Origin of the sequence: Actinoplanes sp. NBC_00393 (genome assembly GCF_036053395.1) — a bacterium.
Taxonomy (GTDB): domain Bacteria; phylum Actinomycetota; class Actinomycetes; order Mycobacteriales; family Micromonosporaceae; genus Actinoplanes.
Window position 1 is genome coordinate 6,846,675 of sequence record NZ_CP107942.1, and the last position, 22,928, is coordinate 6,869,602.

26 protein-coding genes are annotated in these 22,928 nt (G+C 70.2%); 10 read left to right on the forward strand and 16 right to left on the reverse strand.

The genetic code is table 11. The features are described 5' to 3' along the window. Positions 1-143: 143 nt before the first annotated feature. On the reverse strand, positions 144-1,211 hold the full coding sequence (locus OHA21_RS31645) for an NAD-dependent epimerase/dehydratase family protein (protein WP_328461109.1): 1,068 nt from the start codon (positions 1,209-1,211) through the stop codon (positions 144-146). A 741-nt stretch (positions 1,212-1,952) separates the two neighbouring features. Further along, positions 1,953-2,300 (reverse strand): histone-like nucleoid-structuring protein Lsr2, encoded by a 348-nt coding sequence (locus tag OHA21_RS31650; protein ID WP_328461111.1) that lies wholly within the window; start codon positions 2,298-2,300, stop codon positions 1,953-1,955. Positions 2,301-3,259: 959 nt separating this feature from the next. Here OHA21_RS31650 and OHA21_RS31655 point away from each other — a divergent pair. The 3 genes from OHA21_RS31655 (at position 3,260) to OHA21_RS31665 (ending at position 5,309) form a co-directional block, all read left to right on the forward strand. After that, the gene (locus tag OHA21_RS31655; RefSeq protein WP_328461113.1) at positions 3,260-3,811 is read left to right on the forward strand and encodes a hypothetical protein; all 552 of its coding nucleotides are present in this window, start codon (positions 3,260-3,262) and stop codon (positions 3,809-3,811) included. 407 nt (positions 3,812-4,218) lie between these two features. Further along, positions 4,219-4,944: a HipA family kinase gene (locus tag OHA21_RS31660; protein WP_328461115.1), complete on the forward strand. Its 726-nt coding sequence runs from the start codon at positions 4,219-4,221 to the stop codon at positions 4,942-4,944. Next, entirely contained in the window at positions 4,944-5,309 is a 366-nt protein-coding gene (locus tag OHA21_RS31665; protein ID WP_328461117.1) for a DUF3037 domain-containing protein, read from the forward strand. Before OHA21_RS31660 ends, OHA21_RS31665 begins: the two co-directional genes overlap by 1 nt. Positions 5,310-5,575: 266 nt before the next feature. Here OHA21_RS31665 and OHA21_RS31670 read toward each other — a convergent pair whose 3' ends face one another. Together OHA21_RS31670 and OHA21_RS31675 are read right to left on the reverse strand one after the other, a co-directional pair. Next, positions 5,576-6,508, reverse strand: coding sequence for a transglutaminase-like domain-containing protein (locus tag OHA21_RS31670; protein ID WP_328461119.1), 933 nt, complete (start codon positions 6,506-6,508; stop codon positions 5,576-5,578). A gap of 5 nt (positions 6,509-6,513) precedes the next feature. After that, positions 6,514-7,329 (reverse strand): MerR family transcriptional regulator, encoded by an 816-nt coding sequence (locus OHA21_RS31675; RefSeq protein WP_328461121.1) that lies wholly within the window; start codon positions 7,327-7,329, stop codon positions 6,514-6,516. Between the two features lie 84 nt (positions 7,330-7,413). On the opposite strand from OHA21_RS31675, the gene OHA21_RS31680 reads away from it, so the two are divergent. Together OHA21_RS31680 and OHA21_RS31685 are read left to right on the forward strand one after the other, a co-directional pair. Next, the gene (locus OHA21_RS31680) at positions 7,414-8,481 is read left to right on the forward strand and encodes an ATP-dependent DNA ligase (RefSeq protein WP_328461123.1); all 1,068 of its coding nucleotides are present in this window, start codon (positions 7,414-7,416) and stop codon (positions 8,479-8,481) included. A gap of 25 nt (positions 8,482-8,506) precedes the next feature. Next, the gene (locus OHA21_RS31685; protein ID WP_328461125.1) at positions 8,507-10,060 is read left to right on the forward strand and encodes an alpha/beta hydrolase; all 1,554 of its coding nucleotides are present in this window, start codon (positions 8,507-8,509) and stop codon (positions 10,058-10,060) included. On the opposite strand, the gene OHA21_RS31690 is transcribed toward OHA21_RS31685, so the two are convergent. After that, complete coding sequence (locus OHA21_RS31690; protein ID WP_328461127.1) at positions 10,011-10,469, reverse strand: potassium channel family protein; 459 nt, start codon at positions 10,467-10,469, stop codon at positions 10,011-10,013. The genes OHA21_RS31685 and OHA21_RS31690 overlap by 50 nt on opposite strands. Positions 10,470-10,525: 56 nt before the next feature. On the opposite strand from OHA21_RS31690, the gene OHA21_RS31695 reads away from it, so the two are divergent. Next, positions 10,526-10,969, forward strand: coding sequence for a GNAT family N-acetyltransferase (locus OHA21_RS31695; RefSeq protein WP_328461129.1), 444 nt, complete (start codon positions 10,526-10,528; stop codon positions 10,967-10,969). Here OHA21_RS31695 and ligD read toward each other — a convergent pair. The 3 genes from ligD to OHA21_RS31710 all read right to left on the reverse strand — a co-directional run bounded on the left by ligD (position 10,958) and on the right by OHA21_RS31710 (position 13,135). Next, positions 10,958-11,974 carry a non-homologous end-joining DNA ligase gene (gene ligD / locus OHA21_RS31700; protein WP_328461131.1) on the reverse strand — a complete coding sequence of 339 codons (1,017 nt, stop codon included), beginning with the start codon at positions 11,972-11,974 and terminating at the stop codon, positions 10,958-10,960. The genes OHA21_RS31695 and ligD overlap by 12 nt on opposite strands. 66 nt (positions 11,975-12,040) lie before the next feature. Continuing rightward, complete coding sequence (locus OHA21_RS31705; RefSeq protein WP_328461133.1) at positions 12,041-12,547, reverse strand: hypothetical protein; 507 nt, start codon at positions 12,545-12,547, stop codon at positions 12,041-12,043. A gap of 99 nt (positions 12,548-12,646) precedes the next feature. Further along, a complete protein-coding gene (locus OHA21_RS31710; protein ID WP_328461135.1) occupies positions 12,647-13,135 on the reverse strand; it encodes a hypothetical protein in 489 nt (162 codons plus the stop codon). 73 nt (positions 13,136-13,208) lie between these two features. Here OHA21_RS31710 and msrB point away from each other — a divergent pair, with 73 nt between their 5' ends. Further along, the gene (msrB, locus tag OHA21_RS31715; RefSeq protein ID WP_328461137.1) at positions 13,209-13,616 is read left to right on the forward strand and encodes a peptide-methionine (R)-S-oxide reductase MsrB; all 408 of its coding nucleotides are present in this window, start codon (positions 13,209-13,211) and stop codon (positions 13,614-13,616) included. Here msrB and OHA21_RS31720 read toward each other — a convergent pair. From OHA21_RS31720 to OHA21_RS31735, 4 genes are all read right to left on the reverse strand, one after another. Beyond that, positions 13,594-14,073 (reverse strand): dihydrofolate reductase, encoded by a 480-nt coding sequence (locus OHA21_RS31720; RefSeq protein WP_328461139.1) that lies wholly within the window; start codon positions 14,071-14,073, stop codon positions 13,594-13,596. The two genes, msrB and OHA21_RS31720, sit on opposite strands and share 23 nt — an antisense overlap. Further along, a complete protein-coding gene (locus OHA21_RS31725; RefSeq protein ID WP_328461141.1) occupies positions 14,070-14,870 on the reverse strand; it encodes a thymidylate synthase in 801 nt (266 codons plus the stop codon). Before OHA21_RS31725 ends, OHA21_RS31720 begins: the two co-directional genes overlap by 4 nt. Before the next feature lie 9 nt (positions 14,871-14,879). Beyond that, positions 14,880-15,482: an NAD(P)H:quinone oxidoreductase gene (gene wrbA, locus OHA21_RS31730; protein WP_328461142.1), complete on the reverse strand. Its 603-nt coding sequence runs from the start codon at positions 15,480-15,482 to the stop codon at positions 14,880-14,882. A gap of 67 nt (positions 15,483-15,549) precedes the next feature. Further along, on the reverse strand, positions 15,550-15,825 hold the full coding sequence (locus tag OHA21_RS31735; RefSeq protein ID WP_328461144.1) for an isoamylase early set domain-containing protein: 276 nt from the start codon (positions 15,823-15,825) through the stop codon (positions 15,550-15,552). A gap of 83 nt (positions 15,826-15,908) precedes the next feature. On the opposite strand from OHA21_RS31735, the gene OHA21_RS31740 reads away from it, so the two are divergent. Then, a complete protein-coding gene (locus OHA21_RS31740) occupies positions 15,909-16,364 on the forward strand; it encodes a GNAT family N-acetyltransferase (RefSeq protein ID WP_328461146.1) in 456 nt (151 codons plus the stop codon). Here the strand turns inward: OHA21_RS31740 and hemQ are convergent. From hemQ to hemE, 3 genes are all read right to left on the reverse strand, one after another. After that, complete coding sequence (gene hemQ / locus OHA21_RS31745) at positions 16,336-17,040, reverse strand: hydrogen peroxide-dependent heme synthase (RefSeq protein WP_328461148.1); 705 nt, start codon at positions 17,038-17,040, stop codon at positions 16,336-16,338. The two genes, OHA21_RS31740 and hemQ, sit on opposite strands and share 29 nt — an antisense overlap. After that, positions 17,037-18,428: a protoporphyrinogen oxidase gene (hemG, locus tag OHA21_RS31750; RefSeq protein ID WP_328461150.1), complete on the reverse strand. Its 1,392-nt coding sequence runs from the start codon at positions 18,426-18,428 to the stop codon at positions 17,037-17,039. Before hemG ends, hemQ begins: the two co-directional genes overlap by 4 nt. Positions 18,429-18,516: 88 nt before the next feature. Next, the gene (gene hemE / locus OHA21_RS31755; RefSeq protein WP_328461152.1) at positions 18,517-19,551 is read right to left on the reverse strand and encodes a uroporphyrinogen decarboxylase; all 1,035 of its coding nucleotides are present in this window, start codon (positions 19,549-19,551) and stop codon (positions 18,517-18,519) included. A gap of 82 nt (positions 19,552-19,633) precedes the next feature. Between hemE and OHA21_RS31760 the strand changes: the two genes are divergently transcribed. After that, a complete protein-coding gene (locus OHA21_RS31760; RefSeq protein ID WP_328461154.1) occupies positions 19,634-20,206 on the forward strand; it encodes a DUF3000 domain-containing protein in 573 nt (190 codons plus the stop codon). A gap of 139 nt (positions 20,207-20,345) precedes the next feature. Here the strand turns inward: OHA21_RS31760 and OHA21_RS31765 are convergent, their stop codons facing one another. Then, positions 20,346-21,410: a S1C family serine protease gene (locus tag OHA21_RS31765; RefSeq protein ID WP_328461156.1), complete on the reverse strand. Its 1,065-nt coding sequence runs from the start codon at positions 21,408-21,410 to the stop codon at positions 20,346-20,348. Between the two features lie 140 nt (positions 21,411-21,550). On the opposite strand from OHA21_RS31765, the gene OHA21_RS31770 reads away from it, so the two are divergent. Next, the gene (locus OHA21_RS31770) at positions 21,551-22,858 is read left to right on the forward strand and encodes a ribonuclease D (protein WP_328461158.1); all 1,308 of its coding nucleotides are present in this window, start codon (positions 21,551-21,553) and stop codon (positions 22,856-22,858) included. The last annotated feature ends 70 nt before the right edge of the window (positions 22,859-22,928 follow it).

Consider the following 22,928-nt stretch of genomic DNA (forward strand, 5'->3'; position numbering starts at 1 on the left):
TGTCGGCGGGCCTTTGCCCGGTCTCCACGTGCCGTTTCCCGGCGGGGGCGCTGGGGCCTGGACCACCTGAGTGGTGGCTTCGTAGTGCAGGGAGGTGTAGCTGGGTTTGGGGGCGGCGTCGCGCGTACCGGAAATGGTGGGATTCAGTAGGGGTTTCCGGTGCCGGGCAGGCGGCCTCGCAGGAGACCGCCCATGCGGCCGGGCAGGTCGGGGTCGGCGCGGAGCGGCGGGCTGTCGGTGTGAGCGCGGCCGGCCAGGCCCGCGACCAGCTCGCGCAGCGCGGCCACCGCATCGGTCTGCGGGCGCCAGCCCAGCTCGGCCGCCGCACGGTCGCAGCTCATCAGCGGCGCTTTCAGCGCCAGCCGGACCCAACCCCGATCCACCGGCTGCAGCCGCAACCACCAGCTGAGCGCGGCGGCGCCCTCGAGCAGAAGACCAGGAACAGGCAGGGGTACGCCGTGGAAAGCGTCCCCGACCACCCGCGGATCGAGCACCGGGCCGGCCGCGATGTTGAAGGCGCCCCGCACGTCGGCCCGGAGTGCCCGCACATAGGCGTCGGCGACGTCGTCGGCGTGCACCGCCTGCATGCGCAGACCCGGATGTTGCGGCAGCAGCGGGATCCAGCCGAAGCTGAGCAACCGGGCGGGCAGCAGCGGTCCGGCGAAGTAGCGGCCGATCTCGGTGCCGGCGTCCCGCTGGAAGATCAGGCCGGGCCGCAGCCGGACCACCCGCAGCGTCGGGTGGTCGCTCTCGATCTCGTCGAGCATCCGTTCCACGAGTGACTTGTGGCGGCTGTAGGACGATTCCGGCACGCCCGTGCGCAACCAGGTCTCCTTGACGAACGCCCACTTCGGCCCGGGCGCGTAGACACCGACCGACGAGGCGTGCATGATCGCCGGCACGCCGGCCCGCACGACAGCCCGGAAGACGGAGCGGCTGCCCAGCACGTTCGTCCGGTACAGCCGCTGCTGGTCGTGACTCGGCTGAATCTGCCAGGCCAGGTTCACCACGGCGTCCGCGCCGGCGAAGATCTCGGCGAGGCGGTCGGTGGCGTCGTCGGCGCCTACATCGACGGTGTGCCAGGGGATGCCGGGATTGTCCGGTGCGCGGCGGGACACACCGACGGGTTCGACGTCGGGTTCGGTGGCGCGGAGGCGGCGCAACAGGGCTGTACCGGCGTTGCCGCTGGCTCCCACGATCACTACACGCATGGGGTTTCGCGTACCCAGCAGGGTGGGCTTGAACCGCGGTCGGCATTCTGGCCTTGGTGTGCGCGTTGCAGGTCGCCGGGTTCGGATGCCTTTTCGGCGTGCGGCGTCGATCCCACGTTCTGCGTCCTCGCGCTGGGACGGCGTCGGCCCCGTGGTCCGCGTGCCGGTATTGCCAGGGCGGCCCTCCCGACCCAGCCCCGCGGCCCGGGGTGACCGCTTCGCGCCCACCCACCTTCTGCGACCTGGCGTTACCAAGCGGCTACACATTTCTGTGGTCCGGGGTTATCGACGGGCGGCGCCGCCTCAAGGGTTCGCGATCCGGCGTTTTTGCCTCGGCTGCGCGGCCTTCCTTCTTCTTGTTTCGGCCCCGGCCGGTCGGGTTCGGGTTTCCGCGGTTCGGGCCGGGCATGCGTTCGCGGAGTTCGCCGCCGACCGCGGCGCGTCGGTCTGATGTTTTCGGCTGCCGGCTGGATTTCGCTATCCGGCGTCCTTCGCTATCGATCCAGGTCGCTGCTGGTTTCGTGCGCCGCCGGCGTTTCCACGTCAGCCCGGCCCCGGCCTGCCCGGTTCCGCAACACGCCGGACGGCGCCGCCGGATCCGTCCCGGCGGCGCCGTCCGGCGTCGCATCTTCATTTGCTTGTTGCGTTGCGCTCGGCGCTGCCTCAGATCCGTTGCGGGCTGCGGCGTTGCGCCTGCGACTTCGATGCAGCGTCGCACCCATCGCTTGCTGCGGTGATGCGTTATCGCTTGCTGTGGTAGGCCTCGACGACGTGACTCGGGATCCGGCCACGCTCGGACACGTTGTGCCCGTTCTTGTTGGCCCACTCGCGGATGGCCTGGTTCTGGTCGCGGCTGGACCGGCTCGTCGCAGCCGGAGCGGCCCGCCGGGCGGCGGCCGGAGCACCACCGTTGCGGCCCAGCCGGGTCGCAGCGGAGAGGAACGGTTCCAGGGCCTTACGCAGCTTGCCGGCGTTCTTCTCGGACAGGTCGATCGTGTAGTTCACGCCGTCGAGCCCAAATTCAACGGTGCGGTCGGCTTCGCCTCCGTCGAGGTCGTCGGTGAGAAGGGTAATTATCTGCTTGGCCATGTGTGTGTCGCTCCTACAGCGATGTCATTCGGGTGACAGTTGCGCCCGCGCGGAGTTCTCAGCCGCGAATGGTCGTCGTCACATTCATTCTGGCGCGTTCGCGGTATCCAATGCAAATTGTGCGTTCTGGCATGTCGCAATTGCTGGGGGTGACTGATCCCCGAACTCGTTTTCAGCACCGTGAATGCGCGCCCCCTTCACCTGTACGCCGGCCGGCGCTGCCAGGCAGGGTTCGCGTTGCTACTGACAGTCAGTTCGGCTCGGCCTGTTCCGGCTGATCTCCGTTCGCACAGCCTTGCCTCGCAATCGCAAGCAGTCGAGGCACGGGCCGACGGGGAGCGGAGTCAGTGAGCGGCCAGCATCAGACGGCAGGGGCCAAGCGCAATCGCAGCGGCGTATCGCCGGGACGCCCGGACGGCTGCACTGCTCCCGCTATGCGCCCAGGTTCGACTCCAGTCCCGCTATCTGCCCAGGTTCGCCTCTCGGCGCGCTATCTGCCCAGGTTCCACTCCAGGCGCGCCGGATAACAGCACTTCGGCTCCACTGTCTGCGGAGATCCGGCTCCGGGCACGCTCGGACAGCGTCCAGTCCCCGTTATCTGTCGAAATCCAGCCCGGCAGGGCAGTGGCCATCTGGCGGCGCGCGTCTCCTTGGAACGCGCGGTCTCCTTGGAACGCGCGGTCTCCTTGGAACGCGCGGTCTCCTTGGAAGAGGTCAACGCCTAGGTACTGGGTGCGGTGCCGACCTGGCTTGACCGCGAAGGGCTCGGAGATTCGTGCTGCGCCAGCACCGCCACGCTGAAGGCCGTCGCCCGAACCACGAGTCGCGCCACCCCGGCGAACGGCCGCAAGGGGCCACCCACGGCGCCTGGGTTCGCCCACTGCGAACAGCACTGTCGATCAGCTGCTGCAAGGGTGTAAGCATGTAATCAAGTAATTCAAGGGTTATGGGAGGTTGGAATGCGCCTTCGAGTTGCACCGCCCGGTGGGCGGTCCGAGCCACCCAACGCTGACGACGCGGCCGCCTGGGTGACCGGTGCGGTTCCGGACGGATGGTTCACCGAGCCGCCGGAAGTCGTCGTGGATCGCGACGAGATCATCATTTGGGGCCGGCTGCCACGGCCCGAACTGGCTGCCGATGCGACCGATGCGGATCAGGCCGCTGGTCAGGCCGGGCGGATCGCCCAGTTCCGGGAGGACACCCGCGACGCCCGGATCCGGGTCGCCCGCCAGGTCGAACACCGCTACCAGCGCAAGGTCGCCTGGGGCATCCGCTGCGGAGACGCTTCCGAACTCTTCACCCACCTCGCCGCGCCGGTGATGACCCGGCTGCGCCAGCCCGAACGGCAGATCCTCGACACGCTGGTCGACTCCGGCGTGGCCCGTTCCCGCTCGGAAGCGCTGGCCTGGTGCGTGAAGCTGGTAGGCCGGCACACCGAAGACTGGCTCGGCGAGCTACGCAGTGCCATGACCAGGGTCGACGAACTACGCAGGCAGGGCCCGAACGCCTGACCTGCCGGCATCGAGCAGAGCGGAAACGCCGGCTACCGCCTTCGGTAGCCGGCGCCTCCGACGGCCCCGCAAGACTCCTGACAAGCCGACGGAAAGTCACGGCCCCGCGGGACCCCTGACAAGCCGACGGAAAGTCGCGGGCAGGAACGGGGCAGCGTCAGGCAGCACCGAGGGGTTCGGCGAAGCTCGGACGAGCAGGAACCCAGGTGACGCCGACAGGCTCGGCGAAGCTCGGGGCCAGCAGGAACCCAGAAAGCGCCGACAGGCTCGGCGAAGCTCGGGGCCAGCAGGAACCCAGGTAACGCCGACAGGCTCGGCGAAGCTCGGGCGAGCGGAGAACATGGCTGGCGACGCCGGGTGGGCACCGGTGGGGAGCGGATGGCTGAGGCGGCCGTAGGGTGATCTACGTGCTGCGTGAGGTCACCGCTATTCGGTATGTCACCCCGCTTCGGGAAGGGGGCTCGCTTCCCGGCGTCGTCGAGGCTGACGACTTCGGGACGTATGTGGTGAAGTTCCGCGGGGCCGGGCAAGGGCCGCGGGCTCTGGTGGCGGAAGTGATCGCCGGGGAGCTGGCGCGGCGGCTCGGGCTGCCGGTTCCGGAGCTGGCCCGGGTGGAGCTCGATCCGGTGGTGGCGCGGGCTGAGCCGGACGAAGAGGTTCAGGAGCTGATCAAGGCCAGCGCCGGCGGGAATCTGGGCATGGATTTCCTGCCGGGGGCGCTCGGGTACGACCCGAACGCACACCCCGTCGAAGCGGGGCTGGCCAGCCGGGTGCTGGCGTTCGACGCCTTCGTCGAGAACGTGGACCGCAGCTGGCGTAACCCGAACCTGCTGATCTGGCACGGCGACCTCTGGCTCATCGACCACGGGGCGACCCTCTACTTTCATCACAACTGGCCGCGGGCGGCGACCGCGGTGCACAGGGCGTATCGCTGGGATGATCATGTGTTGAAGCCCTACGCCACACGGCTGGCCGAAGAGGGCCCGGCCCTGGCGGCGCGGATCACGCCGGCGCTCCTCGAGGAGGTCCTCGCGCTCGTTCCCGACGAGTGGCTGGATGACGAGGGCACCCGGGACGCATATCTGAACCACCTGTCGCAGCGCGCGGCCCAGCCGGAAGCGTGGTTGCCGTGATGGCGCCCTACGAGTACGCGATCATCCAGGCCGTCCCACGGATCGAGCGCGGTGAGCTGATCAACGTTGGCGTGTTGCTCTACTGCCAGCGGCATGAATTCCTCTCTGCCCGCACCCATCTGGACGAGGACCGGCTGCGCGCGCTGGACCCGGCCGCCGATGTGCCGGCCATCCGGGCCGCCCTGGAGTCCTGGGCGCGGACCTGCGCCGGTGGCGGCGCCTCCGAGCAGATGCGGCTGGGCGAACGCTTCCGCTGGCTGGTCGCGCCGCGCAGCACAGTGCTTCGCGCCGGGCCGGTCCACATGGGCCTGGCAGCGGACCCGGCCGCCGAGTTGGAGAGGCTCGTGGACCTGCTGGTCCGCTGACCACCAAACGGAAGCCGAGCCAAAGCCGCCCACGGAACAAAGCACGAGCGACAAAGGCCAAGGTGGCGAGCCCAGGGCGACAAGGCTCAGGTGGCAAGCCCAAGGTGAAAAGGCCCAGGTGGCGAGGCCCAGGTGGCGAGCCCAGGTTGAAAAGGCCCAGGTGGCGAGCCCAGGATGGCAAGGCCAAAATGGCGACGCCAAGGTGCCTAACGAGACAACGCGGCCAGGGCCGATGGCTGGGCGCAGAAACGTCAGCGCGCCCAATGTCAGGACATGGTCGAGGTGCGCCGGACCAGGTTGACCGAGGCCCGGACGCCGCGGGGCGAATGGCAGACGACCGCATCACCCGGGTGGAGCCGCGGGTCCTCGGTATAGCGGACCACCAGCTTCTCCTCAGCGACCCGGTCCCCCGCGTCCGCCGCCAGCAACAGCTCCGCGAGCTCGTCCACCAAAGCCAGCTCGACCGGCTGCCACGGCGGCAGATGCGACCAGGCGTCCTCGAACGACCGCCCGGCCATCTGATCGGCCAGGTCAGCTGTGTAGCCCCACGTGTCCCAAAGCAGCAACTCGTCGCCCATCCGGTGGGCCAGCTCGGTCAGCACATACTGACCGATCATGCGGGAGCCGCCGATGGGATGACCGGGCCCCACCCCGTACGTCGAGGGGTCGTCACCACCGCGGCAGGCCAGCCAGGACTGCGCCGCCGTGCGCAGGCCGCCGGAGCCGAGTGGGACGTCCGCGACGTCCACCGGGAAGCCGGCCGCGGGGTCCAGTTGGGCGTCGACGGCGACCCATCGGGCACCGTCGTGATACTCCGCGATCACGTGGTCGGTGTGGAAGCCCTCATCCAGGTAGTCGGCGAAACCGACCCGGCTGCGCGCCGGCACGCCGTGAGCCCGCAGGGCCGCCACGGTCAGCAGCGTGAAGTCCCGGCAGCAGCCGACGATCCGCTGCTCCGCCGGCCGGGGCGCGTCGAGCGGCGCGGTGAACCGGGAAGCGTCCGCGTCGAGCATGCGATCGACCCAGCGGCTGTCGATCTCGGCGAGCCGGGCGGGGGAAAACGGCAGGCCGGAGGCCCGATAGTGCACGACGAGGTTGCGGACCACGGCCGCGATCCCGTTGACGTCGTCGGGCAGAGCGGTGAGCCGGGCGAGATGGTGCCGCGGATCGGAGTAGGCGGTCTGTCGCGTGTAGTCCATGAACTTCACCCTTCGATCGGTTGTGCGACGTGCGCGAACGGGTCGCTTCCGCTGAGCCGCTCCCACGAGTCGAGGTAGATCTCCCGCGGCGAGGCGGCGAGAAGGTGACCGGCCGCGGAGACGTGCGCCCAGACGGCCTCATAGGCCTGGGCGATCCGCGGGAAGAAGCAGTCGTCCCGGATCACCACGGCGTAGGCCATCAGCTGCTCCGGCTCCATCCGGATGGTGAGCCGGCCGACCGGCTCGACCGACCCCGAATACGGCACGCAGACCTCGATGGCCGTCTCACCGTCCGGAGTGACCGGAGCCGGATAGATCACCCAGTGCTCGCCGGTGGCGGTCGCGCCCTGCTCCTCGAGGTGCCGGCGGATCTCCCACTCGGCCGAGCCCATGGCGGTGACCAGATTCGGCTGGTCGACAACGATCTGGAGGGTGGCCACCTTCTGTGCGGGCCGCAGGGCGATGTGCACCGGGTAATCCCGGTCGGGCTCGTTGCCGTGCACCAGACGGGTGCGCAACCAGGTGTAACTCTCCCGCCGGGCGGCGACCGCCGCCTCCTCGGTGGCCCACCAGCGATCAAGTCGCTGCGCCGCCTCGGCGTCGGGCAGGTCGATCAGCTCGGTGATGACCGCGAGCGGCATGCCGAGCCGGCGCAGCAGGCTGATCCGCCCGGCCCGCTCCAACTGGTCGGCCGAATATCGCCGGTAGTTGCTGTCGGCATCCACCTCGGCGGGTGGGAGCAGGCCGGAGACGTCATAGAGCCGGAGCGCCTTGATGGACAGACCGGCCCGGCGGCCGAACTCGCTGATCGTCATCGACATGCACATGATGGTGAGGCCTGCCCCAGGGGCCGAGTAAAGACCTAAGGGGCTTCCGGAAACGCGGATAAAGGGCAGACTGAGCGGATGCAGCTGCCGCTCAACCCACCGGTCAAGCCGATGCTCGCCAAGCCCGTCGCCGACATCCCGCCCGGGCAGATCTACGAGCCCAAATGGGACGGGTTCCGGTCGATCATCTTCCGGGACGGCGACGAGGTGGAGATCGGGAGTCGCAACGAGAAGCCGATGACCCGCTACTTCCCCGAGGTGGTCGAGGCGGTTCTGGCCAACTTCCCGGAACGGGTGGTGATCGACGGGGAGATCATCGTCGCCGACACCGAGCGCAACACGCTCGATTTCGAGGCCCTCCAGCAGCGCATCCATCCGGCGGCCAGCCGGGTCAAGCTGCTCTCCGAGCAGACTCCGGCCGGCTTCGTCGCCTTCGACCTGCTGGCGATCGGCGACGAGGATCTCAGCGAGCTGCCGTTCGGCGAGCGCCGCGATCGTCTGGTGGAGACCCTGAAGAACGCGAAACCACCGGTGTACGTCACTCCCGCGACCGACGACCTGGACACCGCCCGGCGCTGGTTCGACGAGTTCGAGGGCGCCGGCCTGGACGGGTTGATCGCGAAGGCCCGCGACCTCACCTACCAGCCGGACAAGCGGGTGATGACCAAGATCAAGCACAAGCGGACCGCCGACTGCGTGGTGGCCGGCTACCGCGTGCACAAGTCGGCGGAGAACCGGATCGGTTCGCTGCTGCTCGGCCTCTACGACGAGCGCGACATCCTGGTCAGCGTCGGGGTGATCGGCTCGTTCCCGATCAAGGTCCGGGAGGAGCTGTTCGAGGAGCTCCAGCCGCTGGTCACCTCCTTCGAGGGCCACCCGTGGGACTGGGCGGCGCACATGCAGGGCGAGCGCACCCCACGGAAGAACGAGGTCAGCCGGTGGAACAACGGCAAGGACCTCTCGTTCACCCCGCTGCGGCCGGAGCGGGTGGTGGAGGTCCGCTACGACTACATGGAGGGCATCCGGTTCCGGCACACCGCGCAGTTCGAGCGGTGGCGTCCCGACCGCGACCCCCACACCTGCACTTACGAGCAGCTGGAGCGCCCGGTCCGGTTCGACCTCGCCGAGGTGCTGACCGGTCGATGACCGGATGACCGGATAGGGTCGTCTCGTGCAGAGACGTCTGGCCGCCGCACTCGTCACCGCGTTGACCCTGTTCGCCTCCGGGTGCACGCTGCCCGCCTTCGCGCCGAACGGCGCCGCCGAGCCGGCCAAGCCGGGTGGCGCGGCGAGCACCGCGGGCGCCCCGGCGCAGTGGCAGCCCTGCCCTGCCGTGCCGGAGAAGCTGGTCGGCCGGGCCGCGGGCGGTATGACGTACGAGTGCGCCTCGGTCGCCGTGCCGCGGGACTGGGCCGCGCCGAGCAGCGGCGAGACCTATGAGATCGAGATGATCCGGATCCGGTCGAAGGCCCAGCAGAACCGGATCGGGTCGCTGCTGCTCAACCCGGGTGGTCCGGGCGGCTCGGGCATCGACACCGCGGTTTATCTGTCGTTCGGCCAGGCGCTGGGCGGCCTGCCCACCGCGGTCACCGACCGGTTCGACATCGTCGGGTTCGACCCGCGCGGGGTGGGCCGGTCCAGCCCGGTGAAGTGCATCGACAACGACGATCAGGACGCCAACTTCGGCAGCGATCCGGACCCGGTGGACCAGGCCGACTTCGACCAGGTCGCCGCGCTGAACAAGAAGATCGCGGACGGCTGCGCCGAGAAGTACGGTCCGCAGCTGCCCTTCTTCTCGACCGAGCAGGCCGCCCGCGACCTGGACGCGCTGCGTGCCGCGGTCGGCGACCCCAAGCTGACCTACCTGGGTTACTCGTACGGGACGTTGCTCGGCGCCACGTACGCCCAGCTCTTCCCGCAGAACGTGCGGGCCCTCGTGCTCGACGGCGCGGTCGACCCCACGGAGAACTACGTGCAGGGTTCGGAGGCGCAGGCCAAGGGTTTCGAGCGGGCGTTCACCAACTTCACGAAGTGGTGCGAGCAGACGCCGGGCAAGTGCCCGATCGCCCCGGACGCGCGCGGCGCCGTGACCGACGCCCTGGCCAAGGCCGAGGCCTCCCCGGTGAAGGGTGCGGACGGCCGGGACGCCACCCCGGGCTGGATCTTCTACGGGCTGATCTCGTCGCTCTACACCGAGTCCGGCTGGGCCAGCGTGGCCGCCGCGATCGACGATCTGCAGCGCAGTGACGCGTCCGGCATCTTCGCCCTCGCCGACCAGTACGCGGAACGCAAACCGGACGGCAGCTACTCCAACCTCTTCGACGCGAACATGGCGGTGAACTGCGCGGACACCGACGACGCCCCGACCGTGGAGGAGATCCGCCGGCTGCAGTCCGAGTGGCGCGCGAAGTATCCGCTGTTCGGCGCGCCGCTCGCGATGGGCATGCTGGGCTGTTCGTACTGGACCGGCAAGCGCGACCCCTATCCGACCGGCCCGGCGACCGGCGCACCCCCGATCCTCGTGGTCGGCACCACCGGTGACCCCGCCACGCCGTACGAGAACACCGCCGACCTGGCGAAGATGCTGGGCGGGGGCCGGGTGCTGACGTGGGAGGGCGAGGGGCACACGGCGTACCCGTCGACCGCCTGCATCCGCGACGCGGTGGACGGCTATCTCATCGATCTGACGTTGCCTCAGGAGGGGCTGCGCTGTCCGGCACGCTGACGCCCTGCCGGGCGGCCATCTCTTCGAGCAACTCGCGGACGTGGCGCAGGTTCGCTTTGAGCTCCTCCTGCTCCTCGTGGCGGAACGCGTCGTTGTCGACGATCAGCCGGCTGGCGAACTGAGCGGTGATCAACGGGATCACCAGGAGCACCATCACCGAGATGAGCACAGCGGCGATCACCCGCGCCTGCCAGGTCTCCGGAGAGATGTCGCCGTAGCCCACGGTGGAAGCGGTGACCACGGCCCACCAGACCGCGTCGCCGACGGAGGTGTCCGGCTCGAAATAGTGGTAGAGGGTGCCGCACAACACGATCAGAAGCAGGTACGAGAGGATCAGCGTCTTCGGCGAGTTGGCCAGCCAGACCAGCCTGCGGTAGAACCACCGAGGCAGCATGAGCAGCGCGTTCATGCGGTCATCGTGCCCGAGACGAGCGCCGCGCGACAGCCCGTGACAGGCTTTCGATCATGCAGATCCGGATCGCCACCCGCGCCGACGTTCCCGCAATCCTCGCCCTGCTGGCCGATGACGACATCACCCGCGATCGCGCTCACCGAACCGAAGAGACCGCCGTGTACGCCGCCTTCGAGGCGATCGCCGCCGACGACCGCAACGAGCTGATCGTCGCGACCGACGGCGACGAGGTGATCGGCACCTGCCAGCTGACCTTCATCCCCGGGCTCAGCCGCGGCGGCGCGGAGCGGATGCTGATCGAGGCCGTCCGGGTCCGCTCCGACCAGCGCGGACGCGGGCGTGGCGGTGAGCTGATCCGGTGGGCCGTCGAGCGGGCCCGGGAGCGCGGTTGCAAGATCGTCCAGCTCACCACGGACAAGCGCCGCACCGACGCGCAGCGGTTTTACGCAGCGCTCGGCTTCGTCGCCTCGCACGAGGGCATGAAGCTAGCGCTGTGACTTGAGGTCACGGTCCTTCGACGGCTGCACCCGTTTCGGCTCGCCGGGCATCTTGGGGTGATCCGGCGGGTACGGCATGTCGCCGAGACCGTCCCGCTCATACCACTCCAGCAGCGGGGTCAGATCGTGCTCGATCTCGTCGATGGCGGCGTGCGCGTCCCCGGTCGACGCGATGCGCTGCGGCACCGTCCGCAAATCGAAGTCGTCCGGCTCGACCCGGGTGAGCTCGTCCCACGTGACCGGGGTGGAGACGGTGGCCCGGGCGTTGGCCCGCAGCGAGTAGGCGCACGCGATGGTCCGGTCCCGGGCCATCTGGTTGAAGTCGATGAACACCTTGTCGCCCCGCTCCTCCTTCCACCACGCGGTGGTGATGGCCGAGGGGTTGCGCCGCTCCACCGCGCGGGCCAGCGCGATCGCGGCGTGGCGGACCTGCACGAAATCCCAGCGCGGGGCGATCCGGATGTAGACGTGCACGCCGCGGCCGCCAGAGGTCTTCGGGAAGCCGACCCAGCCCAGCTCGTCGAGCACCTCGTGCACCACCGCGGCCGCGGCTGTCACGTCGCCGAAGCCGAGGCCGGGTTGCGGGTCCAGGTCGATGCGCAACTCGTCCGGGTTGTCCGGCGCGGCGCCGCGCACCGGCCAGGGGTGGAAGACCACGGTGCCCATCTGCGCCGCCCATGCGACGTGGGCCAGATCGGCGGGGCAGAGCTCGTCCGCCGTACGCATGCTGGGGAATTTGATCTTCGCGGTCTTGATCCAATCGGGCACGCCGCGGGTCGGGATGCGCTTCTGGAAGAACGCCTCGCCCTCGATGCCGTCCGGGAAGCGCTGCAGCGTGGTGGGACGGTCACGCAGTGCTCGCATGATGCCGTCACCGACCGCCACGTAATACTCGAAGACGTCACGCTTCGTGTAGCCCGGCCCCGGGAACACGATCTTGTCCGGGCTGGACAGGCGCACGGTGTGGCCGGCGATCTCGAGCTCTTCCGCGGCGGCTTTCGGCATGCCCCGACCCTATGCCCACGAACGCCGAAGGGCCGCCCGGCGAACCGGACGGCCCTTCACAAATCCTCAGGCGCTGCGACGCCGGCGGGTGTAGTAGACCGCCGTGACGCCCGCCGCGACGAGCAGGCCACCGAACACCAGGGTGCCGGTGAGCGGCGCGCCGGTGACCGGCAGCGTGCTGCCGGAGCTGACGCCGGCGCCGTGGGTGGTCACGGCCGGAGCCGGCGTCTCGGTCTCCGACTGAACCCCACCCGGCGGTACGGAGGCCACGTTGCCGGTCGGAACGCTGCTGCTGGGCGTGGGGGTGGCGCTCGGGCTCTCCCCGCCGTAACCGGGGTTGCCCCGGGTGGGCGCGGTCGTGGTCGAGGTCACGCCGGGCACCTCGGCCGCGGTGCCCCCGTAGCCCGCGTTGCCCCGGGTATCGCCCGGGTCCGGGCTGGTCATGACGGCCGGATAGCCACCCTGGCCCGCAGGCTCGGCGGCGGCCGCGGGCGCTCCGGTGAGGGCCAGGGCGGCGAAAAGGGTCACGCCGGCCGCGGGAAGTCCGGCGGCCAACCGACGCGAGAAGCTCATGAGGAGTATCCGTTCTGTTGCTGAAGGTACGGTTCCATGGTCGCACGGGAGCTTAACGCTGATTGCCCGATTTACCCGGAAACATCCCTCGGCGGGTCATCAACTCGGAAGACCACCAAAACGGTGACTACGCCACAAATGCGACAAAGCGAACAGTTTGAGCTCAAACTGCGGGTCAGCTGCGAAAAGTCCCCCGCTGTAGGGCGCGTGCAGCTGCACACTGGTCCCCGATTCGAGGTACACCGAGATCACCGTCCGCCGGCCGCGACGCTCCGCCCGCAGGTCCACGACCTGGTTCCAGGGCGCCACCCCCTCGTCGAAGACCGACGACGTACGAATCCCGCCGTCACCCACCTCGACACCGGTCCGCCGGCCCGCCACCAGGCCGATCATCGCGCCCAGCAGCAGCGGCGCCAGGGTCAGCAGCGGCCACATCCATCCCGGCGGCCCGCCCTCCCTCGGCCAGGCGAGCTCCACCAGAAGACCGGTGGTGACACTCGCCACGGCGCAGAGCGCGCCGAGGTACAGACCGTGGCCGAGGACCTGCTGCCAGGTCGGCCGGAACGTCGCCGGGGATGCAGCTTCCATAGAAGGCTCAACGGGCGTCGCACACGCGCCGGCGCACCCTCGGTGCGACATGTCTCCGACGTACGGTTGAGGCATGGCAACCGATGAGACCACCCTGCCCACCACCGAGGAAGAGTGGCGGATCCGCCTCAGCCCGGCCGAGTTCCGGGTCCTGCGGGAGGCGGGCACGGAGGCGCCGTTCAGCGGCGAGTACGTGAACACCAAGACCGAAGGCATCTACAACTGCCGTGCCTGCGGCGCCCAGCTCTACCCGAGCGACACCAAGTTCGACTCGCACTGCGGGTGGCCGTCCTTCGACGACGCCATCCCGGGCGCGGTCAAGGAGATCGAGGACCGCAGCCTCGGGATGCTTCGCGTCGAGATCAGGTGCGCGCGCTGCGACTCGCACCTGGGCCACGTGTTCCGCGGCGAGGGCTTCACCGCGAAGAACACCCGGCACTGCGTGAACAGCCTGTCGATCAGGCTGGACCCGAAGCAGTGACCAGGTCCTCCACCAGGTAACGCTGGCCGTCCGGCGCGGTCAGCCAGCCCGAGGTGGCGGAGACCGTCCACTCCGGGCCGAGCTCCGGGGCGTACGTGTCGCCCGCCACCTCGAGGTCCACGATCGTCCGGACGAGGTGCGTGGCCCGCGGCAGGAAGGCCTGATAGACCGCGGCCCCACCGATCACCCAGAACTCGTCGTCGGCGACCTCCTCGGCGGAGTGCGCCACGATCGCACCGTCGGCCTTCCAGTCCGGATCGCGGGTGAGAACCACGTTGCGCCGGCCGGGGAGCGGGCGCAGCGGCAGCGAGTCCCAGGTGGCCCGCCCCATCACGACGGTGGCGCCCATGGTCCGTTCCTTGAACAGCTTCTGCTCGCCCGGGACCCGCCAGGGGATCGACCCGTCCGCGCCGATCACCCCGTTGCGGGCCTGCGCCCAGATCATGTGGATGGTCACACCGCCACCGGGGCCCGCAGCAGCGGGTGGTGCTCGTAGTTCACCACGGTGAAGTCGCTGTACTCGTAGTCGAAGAGGCTGGGCCGGTCCGCGATCTCCAACTGCGGGAACGGGTACGGCTCCCGGGTCAGCTGCTCGGTGACCTGCTCGACGTGGTTGTTGTAGATGTGGCAGTCGCCACCCACCCAGATGAAGTCGCCCGGCGCCAGCCCGACCTGCGCCGCGATCATCCGGGTCAGCAGGGCGTAGCTGGCGATGTTGAACGGCACGCCGAGGAAGAGGTCGGCGCTGCGCTGGTAGAGCTGGCAGGAGAGCTTGCCGTCGGCCACGTAGAACTGGAACAGCGCGTGACACGGCGCCAGGGCCATCTCCGGAATGTCAGATACGTTCCAAGCGGAGACGATCATCCGGCGGGAGTCGGGGTCCCGGCGCAGCGTGTCGAGCAGCTCGGTGATCTGATCCACATGGCCGCCATCCCGAGTCGGCCAGGACCGCCACTGCGCGCCGTAGACCGGCCCCAACTCGCCCGACGGGGAAGCCCACTCGTCCCAGATGGTGACGCCCTGGTCGCGCATCCAGGCGACGTTCGTCTCGCCGCGGAGGAACCAGAGCAACTCCACGGCGATCGACTTGAAGTGCACCCGCTTCGTGGTGATCAGTGGGAAGCCCTGGGACAGGTCGTAACGCAGGCGCTCACCGAAGAGGCTGCGCGTACCCGTACCGGTGCGGTCGCTCTTCTCGATGCCGGAGTGCAGAACTCTGCGGAGCAGGTCTTCGTACTGGGTGTCGACGGGCATGCGGAAACGTTAGCGGAGCTTCCCCGCGATGCCCACGATGCGGCGGGCGAGGTGGTCGAGCGCGGCGAACTGCACCTCGGTGAGCGGAGCGTCGTTGCTGCCGCCGGTCACGTGCGAGACCCCGTACGGGTTGCCGTCCGCGAACTTCAGCGGGTCGGTGTACCCGGGCGCCACGACCACGCCACCGAAGTGGTAGATCGTGTTGTAGAGGGCCAGCAGCGTGGACTCCTGCCCGCCGTGCTCGGTCATCGTCGCGGTGAACCCGGCGTACGCCTTATTCGCCAGCAGACCCTGCGCCCACTGCGGCCCGAGCGTGTCCAGGAACTGCTTGAGCTGGCTCGCCACGTTGCCGTACCGGGTAGGTGTGCCGAAGAGCACCGCGTCGGCCCAGACGACGTCGTCGGCGGTCGCCCTCGGTTCGTTCTTGGTCCGGTCGAAGTGCTGGCTCCACGCCGCGTTCGAGGCGATCGCCTCGTTGGGGGCGAGTTCCGCGACCTGGCGTACGCGTACCTCCGCGCCGGCCTTCTCCCCCGCCTCCCGCAGCCGCTCGGCCATGCCGTGCACGGTTCCGGTGGACGAGTAGTAGATGATCGCCAGCTTGACGTCGCCCACGGTTCCCCCTTCGGGAAGATTCACCTGACGGATCAAGCAAATCTCCTCGGCGGACGCGGTGAAACCTTTATAGACGGAGTTCGCTGCCGCGCGGACCGACGCCGTCAGCCTCCTCGTCGTCCAGCCAGACGCCGTCGGTGGCCAGGTAACGGAACGCGTAATGGCCCGGCTCGAGCGGGACACTCACGGTACGCGTGCCGTTGCGCCGAACCTGGAGCTCGTGCCGGCCCGGCTGCCAGTCGTTGAAGTCGCCGACCACACTGACCGTGCCGGCCGGCCGGTCCGCCGGGAGGCTGAACGTCACCCGGGTCTTGTTGCCGAACAGCTTGCTGCGCTTGATCATGACGTCCTCCACGGTCGGGCCCTTCAATCGGTATAACGGCAGGACCCGCCCGAAGGTGAGGACACGCCGCGTATGTTGTGTCGATGCATCCGGAACCACACGACGAGATACGAGTCGCCTCGTTCCGTGACCTGGACACCACAACGCTCTACGGCATCCTCAAGCTGCGTTCCGACGTCTTCGTGGTCGAGCAGAACTGTGTCTACCCGGATCTGGACGGCCGGGACAACGAGCCCGGCACCCGGCACCTCTGGGTGGAAAACGACGGAAATATCCGGGCATACCTTCGCATCCTGAGTAACGGCCCGGAGGAACGCATCGGCCGGGTCGTCACCGCACCGGACGCCCGGGGCGACGGGCTGGCGGGCCGGCTGCTCGAAAAAGCGCTCATCGTCATCGGCAACCGGCCCACCGTGCTGCACGCCCAGGCCCACCTGAAGGCCTTCTACGCCCGTTACGGCTTCGAGCAGACCGGCCCGGAGTACGTGGAGGACGGCATCCCCCACGTGCCTATGGCAAATTCGCCACGATCTCGGTGACCGAGCGGCGCCGCCCGGTGTAGAACGGCACCTCCTCGCGCACGTGCCGCCGCGCGCCGGAGGCCCGCAGGTCCCGCATCAGGTCGACGATGCGGTGCAGCTCGTCCGCCTCGAAGGCGAGCATCCACTCGTAGTCGCCGAGCGCGAACGACGCGACCGTGTTGGCCCGCACGTCCGGATACGGCCGGGCCATCTTGCCGTGCTCGGCGAGCAGCTGGCGGCGCTCCGCGTCGGGCAGCAGGTACCACTCGTAGGAGCGGACGAACGGGTAGACGCAGATGTACCTGCGGGGCTCCTCGTCGGCGAGGAACGCCGGCAGGTGGCTCTTGTTGAACTCGGCCGGCCGGTGCAGCGCCATCTGCGACCAGACCGGCTCCAGGTGGCGGCCCAGCGCGGTCCGGCGGAACAGTCCGTACGCGTCCTGCAGCGCGTCCGACGAGGCGGAGTGCCACCAGATCATCACGTCGGCGTCGGCCCGCAGCCCGGACACGTCGTAGGTGCCGCGGATCGTCACATCCTTGCCGGACAGCTGCTCGAAGAGCGCGTCGACCTCACCGGCCAGTTCGTCGCGGAGCGCCGGCAGTGGCGATGAGGCCCGGAACACCGACCACATCGTGTACCGGATGGTCGCGTTCAGCTCGTTGATCCGGGACGCGTTGCTCTGCTGCTCGCTCATAGCTCCTCCAAGTACTTGCACACATGGTCCGCCGCACGCTCACCGCTGGCCACACACACCGGGATGCCGACCCCGTCGAACGCCGCACCGGCCAGCGCCAGCCCCGGCGGCAGACTTTCGCGCGCCGACGCCACCCGGTCAGCGTGCCCGGGCGCGTACTGCGGCAGGCCACCACCCCAGCGCTGGATCCAGAATCCGTCCGGCTCCGGCAGCGCCTGCCCGGCCAGCGCGCCCAGCTCGGCATGCGCCTGCGCGAACAGGGTCCGGTCGCTCAGCTGAAGCCGCTCCTCCTCACCGGCCCGGCCCAGCGACGCCCGCACGATCACCGGGCCGTCCGGGGCGGCCAGATGCGGCCACTTGCGCGTGAGAAAGGTGGCGGCCTTGACCAGCGTGCCCTCTCCGGGCGGCACGAGGAAGCCCGACAGCTCCGGCAGCCGCGTCCCGGCCGGCAGGGCCATCGCGGCCAGCGCGACACTCGCGTACTCCAGCGCGCCGACCGCCTGCGCCGCCACCGGCGCGGCATCCGCCAGCAGCCGGGCGGCCGGCTTCGCCGGAACCGCCAGAACCACGGCATCCACGTCATCGGTCTGCGGGGCCGGCGCCGGGCCGAGGGTCAGATGAAAACCATGCCGGGTACGCGTGAGCTCGCGCACCGGAAGCCCCAGGCTGATCCGAGCGCCGCTGGCCGACGCCGCAGCCGCCACGAAACGGCTCATCCCACCGTCCACAGCCGCGAAGACCGGCCGGCCGGGCACCCGCTTCGACAGGGCCTGCGCGGCCCGGACCGCCCCGCGCAGGGTGTGTTCGGTCTCGGCGGCGCGGGCCAGCTGCGGCATCGTGACGCGCAGCGAGAGCTGGTCGGCGCGGCCCGCGTACACCCCGCCGAGCATCGGGTCGACCAGCCGGTCCACCACCTGGGCGCCGTACCTGTCGCGGACCAGTGCGCCGACCGCGACGTCCTGGCCCGGGGCGAGCAGCGGGCGGCCCTCGTCCCGGTCCGCGTCGCTCTCCGGCAGCGCCACGCCGTCCAGGGTCGACAGATCACCGGGGACGCCGACCAGGGTGCCGGCCGGGATCGGGGTGAGCCGGCCGCCGATCGCCAGCGCGGCCGGCTGCGGGGCCGGGTGCACCAGCGCGCCGCCCAGACCGAGCCGCCGGGCCAGGGACACCGCCGCGGACTCGCCACCGTCCGGAGCACCGAACAGCAGCGACTCGGCGCCCTGCTCGACCGGCACACCGGCCAGCTCACCGGTTCGCAGCTTGCCGCCGAGGGCGCCGCTCTGCTCGTACACAATGATCTCGGTGTCGGCGGGGACGCGATCCCGCAGCCGCACGGCAGCCGCCAGGCCGGCGATGCCGCCGCCGATGATCGCGATCCGCTTCCGCACGTTCCTCACCCTCCCAGGCCCCGCGGCCACCCATCCACCGGGGTCCACAGTTGTGAACTTCGGCCGGCGCGCACAGGGCCGAAAGACCTCAGCGTGCGGAGATCTCGTGCACCAGGGCGACCAGACGGGTCAGGACGTCCGGCTCGGTCTCCGGCATCACGCCGTGACCCAGGTTGAACACGTGCCCCGGCGCGGCCCGGCCCTGCTCGACGACCCGGCGAGCCTCGCGCTCCACCACGTCCCAGCCGGCGAACAGGATCGCCGGGTCCAGGTTGCCCTGCACCGCCCGGTCCGGCCCGATCCGCTTGGTGGCGATGTCCAGCGGCGTACGCCAGTCGACCCCCACCACGTCCGCCCCGGCCTGGCCCATCGCCTCCAGCAACACAGCCGTGCCGACACCGAAGTGGATCCGCGGCACCCCGGCGTCCTGCAGGCCCCGCAGCACGGTCGCCGAGTGCGGGAGCACATAGTGCCGGTAGTCCGCCTCGGAGAGCGCGCCGGCCCACGAGTCGAAGAGCTGCACGGCGCTGACCCCGGCGTCCACCTGGGTGCGCAGGAAGGTCAGCGTGATCTCGGCGAGGCGGGAGAGCAGGGCGTTCCAGAGGTCGGGCGCCCCGTACATCATCGCCTTGGTCTTCAGATAGGTCCGGGACGGACCGCCCTCGATCAGGTAGCTGGCCAGCGTGAACGGAGCACCGGCGAAACCGATCAGCGGGGTGGCGCCGAGCTCGCCGACCAGCAGCTTCACCGACTCGGCGACGAAGTCCACATCGTCCGCGGTGATCGTGCGCAGGCGCTGGAGGTCGGCCTCGGCGCGGATCGGCTCGGCCACCACCGGACCGGTGCCGGCCACGATGTCCAGATCGATCCCGGCCGCCGCGATCGGCACCACGATGTCGCTGAACAGGATCGCCGCGTCCACACCGTGCCGGCGCACCGGCTGCAGGGTGATCTCGGTGACCAGATCGGGCCGCCGGCACGACTCGAGCATGCCGATCCCCTCGCGGATCTTGCGGTACTCGGGCAGCGAGCGCCCGGCCTGCCGCATGAACCAGACCGGCGTGTGCGGCCCGTCGAGCCGCCGGCACGCCCGGACAAAGGGGGAATCCTCGAGAACGGTCACCGACTCATGGTGACACGTGAGTGAACCGGCCCGGCGGCGCGGCGACCACGGACCGGACGGTAGATCGGCATAGTCTGCCTCCATGGCGTCCCCTTCCGCTCCCCCCGAGGCGTTCACCCGCGCCGTGGCCGGGTTGCGCGCGGAGTCGCCGCGGCCGGAGATCCTCCTCGAGGAGATCGCCGCGCCTCAGCGGCTCGCGCCGTACTCGTTCGCACTCAGCGCCACCGTGCTCCGCGGCGGCGACGAGGTGGCCAGCGGTCGGCTGATCCTGCTGCACGAACCCGACGGCCACGAGGCCTGGCGCGGTGACCTGCGGCTGGTCACGCTCGTCACCGCCGAACTCGAGGCCGACCTCGCCACCGACCCGCTGCTGCCGGCAGTCGCCTGGACCTGGCTCACCGACGGCCTGGAGCAGCACGCGGCGGCGTACACCGCGATCGGCGGCACGATCACCCAGACCGCCTCCACCCGCTTCGGCGAACTGGCCGGCCCGGCCCCCACCGCCGACCTGGAGGTACGCGCCTCCTGGACGCCGACCTCCACCGAGTTCGGCGCCCACCTGCGCGGCTGGTGCGCGATGCTGGCCTCCACCGCGGGCCTACCCCCGCCCGGCGTGTCCTCCCTTACCGACCGGCACCGGGCCCCCGCCTCTTAACCCGCAGCATCCGCGTTCCGTGCCTCACCGGCGGCCCAACCCACCCAGCCGCCACCCACTCAGCCCAGCGCGGGAAGCAGCTCGGCGGGACGGGCACGGCTTCGCGGGACGGGCGCGCCAACCCCGTACATCGGAGGAGTTAATTGTTGGCGCAGACCTTGAGGGTGCTGCAGGCGGTCTCGATCGGGATGGCGAGGCCGATGCCCTCGGCGTCGCGCGCCTTAGCGGTGGCGATGCCGACCACCTGCCGGCTGGAGTTGACCACCGGGCCGCCGGAGTTGCCCGGGTTGATCGGGGCGTCGAACTGGATGGTCGGGCCCTCCGCGCTGCCCTTGCGGAAGGCGCTGATCACGCCGGTGGTGACCGAGTCCTCCAGGCCGAGCGGCGCGCCGACCACGACCACCTGCTGGCCGGACTTGACCTCGCCGGGCGCCGGCGTCAGCGCCTTGATGTCCTGGTCGGCGCGGAGCAGGGCCAGGTCGCGGCCCTCGTTGACCCGGACGATGGTGGCTTCGATGCGGGTCTCGCCGCGTTCCAGGGTGACCTTGCGGTCGCCGCCGGCGAAGACCTCCTCGACCACGTGGTAGTTGGTGAACAGGTTGGTGTCGCCGCCGTCGGTCTTGCCGACCGCGAACGCGGTGCCGGTGAAGTCGCCGGCGCGGACCCGGAAGACGCTGGGGAGCACGGCCGAGGAGATGCCCTCCGGGTCGAAGACGGTGGCGAGCTGCTTCTCGAGTTCCTGGGTGCGGCCCTGTTCCGCGGTGACCGCCGAGGCCAGGTCGGAGCTGCTCTTGATCATGCTTTCCACCCGGAACGCCTGCCAGGCGGAGACCGCCAGCAGCGCTGCCACCAGGGCGATGATCATGACGCGACCGCGGCCGGTGCGCCCGGTGGCCGACGCGGCCGGGGAGGCGAGCTGCGGTTCGGGTACGGCCCACTGCTGCTGCTGCGGAGCCGGCCACTGCGGCTCCGGCTGCTGCTGGGAAGCCCACTGCTGCTGCTGCGGCCACTGCTCGTACTGCTGATACTGCGGCTGCTCGTACTGGGCCTGCTGCTGCGAATAGGACCAGCGTGGCTCCTCCTGGACCGGTGCCGAGTTCCAGGCCGGTTCGCCGTTCCAGCGCTCGTCCGCACGCCGCCGCCCACCGGATCGGTAGTGATCGGATCCGTTGGCAGGGGTGAAGGGCTCATAGCTTGCGGACATCGGGCGCGGCCTCCCCAGGTCTCGGCGCTGACAAGTGATACGCAGCGGAACGCTCTCCGGATGAACTCCGAGCAAGATCGAAATGACGCGCCGGACCCCGGCTGCGCACAGCAGGGGTGCCACCCCCGTACGGTTACGGAGTGACCGACGATGCACCCCTGCGCCGTCGGGACTCGCCGGACACAGCAGGGGACGGACCGCACCCAGTGCCGCCCGGCCCGAATTCTGGCGGCCCCGAGGCAACACCACTGACCGCACCCCGCGACGGCACCCCGCGTCCGGTGGAGACCGCGGCCGAGCTGGCCGACGTCGTCTCCCGGATGACCTCGGGCTCCGGCCCGGTCGCTGTGGACGCCGAACGCGCCTCCGGCTATCGCTACACGCAACGCGCCTACCTGGTACAACTGCGCCGCGCCGGGTCCGGCACGGTGCTGCTCGACCCGCTTCCGCTGGACGATCTGCGCACCCTGGACCTGGCTCTCGCGGACACCGAGTGGGTGCTGCACGCCGCCAGCCAGGACCTGCCGTGCCTGGCCGAGCTCGGCATGAAACCGCGCCGGCTGTTCGACACCGAGCTGGCCGCGCGCCTGGCCGGGTTCGAGCGGGTGGGGCTGGCCGCGCTGACCGAGCAGCTGCTCGGCTATTCGCTGGAGAAGCACCACTCGGCGGCGGACTGGTCGACCCGGCCGCTGCCGGAGTCGTGGCTGACCTACGCCGCGCTCGACGTGGAGCTGCTCACCGACCTGCGCGACGTGCTCGCGGCCGAGCTGGACCGGCAGGGCAAGACCGAGTGGGCGGCCGAGGAGTTCGCGGCCCTGGTGGCCGGCGCCGACCGGCCGCCCAAGGTCCGCCCCGATCCCTGGCGCCGTACCTCCGGCATACACCGGGTGCGCGGTGCGCGGGCCCAGTCACGGGTGCGCGCCCTCTGGTACGCGCGGGACGGCATCGCCGCCCGCCGGGATTCCGCGCCAGGCCGGGTGCTGCCCGACTCGGCGATCGTCGCGGCGGCCGAGGCCGATCCGAAGGACGAGCGCACCCTGCTCGGCATCCCCGGCTTCGGTGGCCGGTCGGTACGCCGGCTGGCCCGGATCTGGCTGGACGCGCTCGACCAGGCCCGGTCGCTGCCGGACGAGGCGCTGCCGGTGAACCAGCCGGTGGACGGTCCGCCCCCGCCGCATCGATGGGCCGAGCGTGACCCGGTCGCCGCGGCCCGGCTGGCGAGGTGCCGGCAGATCGTGGTGGGCACCGCCGAGAAGCACAACCTGCCGCCGGAGAATCTGATCAGCCCGGACTTCGTACGCCGCCTGGCCTGGTCGCCGCCGGATGAGATCACCGACCGGACGGTCGGCGACACGCTGCTCGGTTTCGGCGCCCGCAACTGGCAGGTGGGCCTGCTGGCCGCCCAGCTCAGCGAGGTGCTGCCGGACCCGGCACCAGGTCCCGCATAAGGGGATGTGACCAATTCGCGGATGCCCTGGCAGCCTCTAGTTACTGGCGAGTAGCATTGCCGACACATTT

Excerpts from the sequence above, each read along its gene's own strand:
- OHA21_RS31645 (WP_328461109.1), bottom strand. The coding sequence starts at position 1,211 with ATGCGTGTAGTGATCGTGGGAGCCAGCGGCAACGCCGGTACAGCCCTG.
- OHA21_RS31650 (WP_328461111.1), bottom strand. The coding sequence starts at position 2,300 with ATGGCCAAGCAGATAATTACCCTTCTCACCGACGACCTCGACGGAGGC.
- OHA21_RS31655 (WP_328461113.1), top strand. The coding sequence starts at position 3,260 with ATGCGCCTTCGAGTTGCACCGCCCGGTGGGCGGTCCGAGCCACCCAAC.
- OHA21_RS31665 (WP_328461117.1), top strand. The coding sequence starts at position 4,944 with ATGGCGCCCTACGAGTACGCGATCATCCAGGCCGTCCCACGGATCGAG.
- OHA21_RS31670 (WP_328461119.1), bottom strand. The coding sequence starts at position 6,508 with ATGGACTACACGCGACAGACCGCCTACTCCGATCCGCGGCACCATCTC.
- OHA21_RS31675 (WP_328461121.1), bottom strand. The coding sequence starts at position 7,329 with ATGTCGATGACGATCAGCGAGTTCGGCCGCCGGGCCGGTCTGTCCATC.
- OHA21_RS31680 (WP_328461123.1), top strand. The coding sequence starts at position 7,414 with ATGCAGCTGCCGCTCAACCCACCGGTCAAGCCGATGCTCGCCAAGCCC.
- OHA21_RS31690 (WP_328461127.1), bottom strand. The coding sequence starts at position 10,469 with ATGAACGCGCTGCTCATGCTGCCTCGGTGGTTCTACCGCAGGCTGGTC.
- OHA21_RS31695 (WP_328461129.1), top strand. The coding sequence starts at position 10,526 with ATGCAGATCCGGATCGCCACCCGCGCCGACGTTCCCGCAATCCTCGCC.
- ligD (WP_328461131.1), bottom strand. The coding sequence starts at position 11,974 with ATGCCGAAAGCCGCCGCGGAAGAGCTCGAGATCGCCGGCCACACCGTG.
- OHA21_RS31705 (WP_328461133.1), bottom strand. The coding sequence starts at position 12,547 with ATGAGCTTCTCGCGTCGGTTGGCCGCCGGACTTCCCGCGGCCGGCGTG.
- OHA21_RS31710 (WP_328461135.1), bottom strand. The coding sequence starts at position 13,135 with ATGGAAGCTGCATCCCCGGCGACGTTCCGGCCGACCTGGCAGCAGGTC.
- msrB (WP_328461137.1), top strand. The coding sequence starts at position 13,209 with ATGGCAACCGATGAGACCACCCTGCCCACCACCGAGGAAGAGTGGCGG.
- OHA21_RS31725 (WP_328461141.1), bottom strand. The coding sequence starts at position 14,870 with ATGCCCGTCGACACCCAGTACGAAGACCTGCTCCGCAGAGTTCTGCAC.
- OHA21_RS31735 (WP_328461144.1), bottom strand. The coding sequence starts at position 15,825 with ATGATCAAGCGCAGCAAGCTGTTCGGCAACAAGACCCGGGTGACGTTC.
- OHA21_RS31740 (WP_328461146.1), top strand. The coding sequence starts at position 15,909 with ATGCATCCGGAACCACACGACGAGATACGAGTCGCCTCGTTCCGTGAC.
- hemQ (WP_328461148.1), bottom strand. The coding sequence starts at position 17,040 with ATGAGCGAGCAGCAGAGCAACGCGTCCCGGATCAACGAGCTGAACGCG.
- OHA21_RS31760 (WP_328461154.1), top strand. The coding sequence starts at position 19,634 with ATGGCGTCCCCTTCCGCTCCCCCCGAGGCGTTCACCCGCGCCGTGGCC.
- OHA21_RS31765 (WP_328461156.1), bottom strand. The coding sequence starts at position 21,410 with ATGTCCGCAAGCTATGAGCCCTTCACCCCTGCCAACGGATCCGATCAC.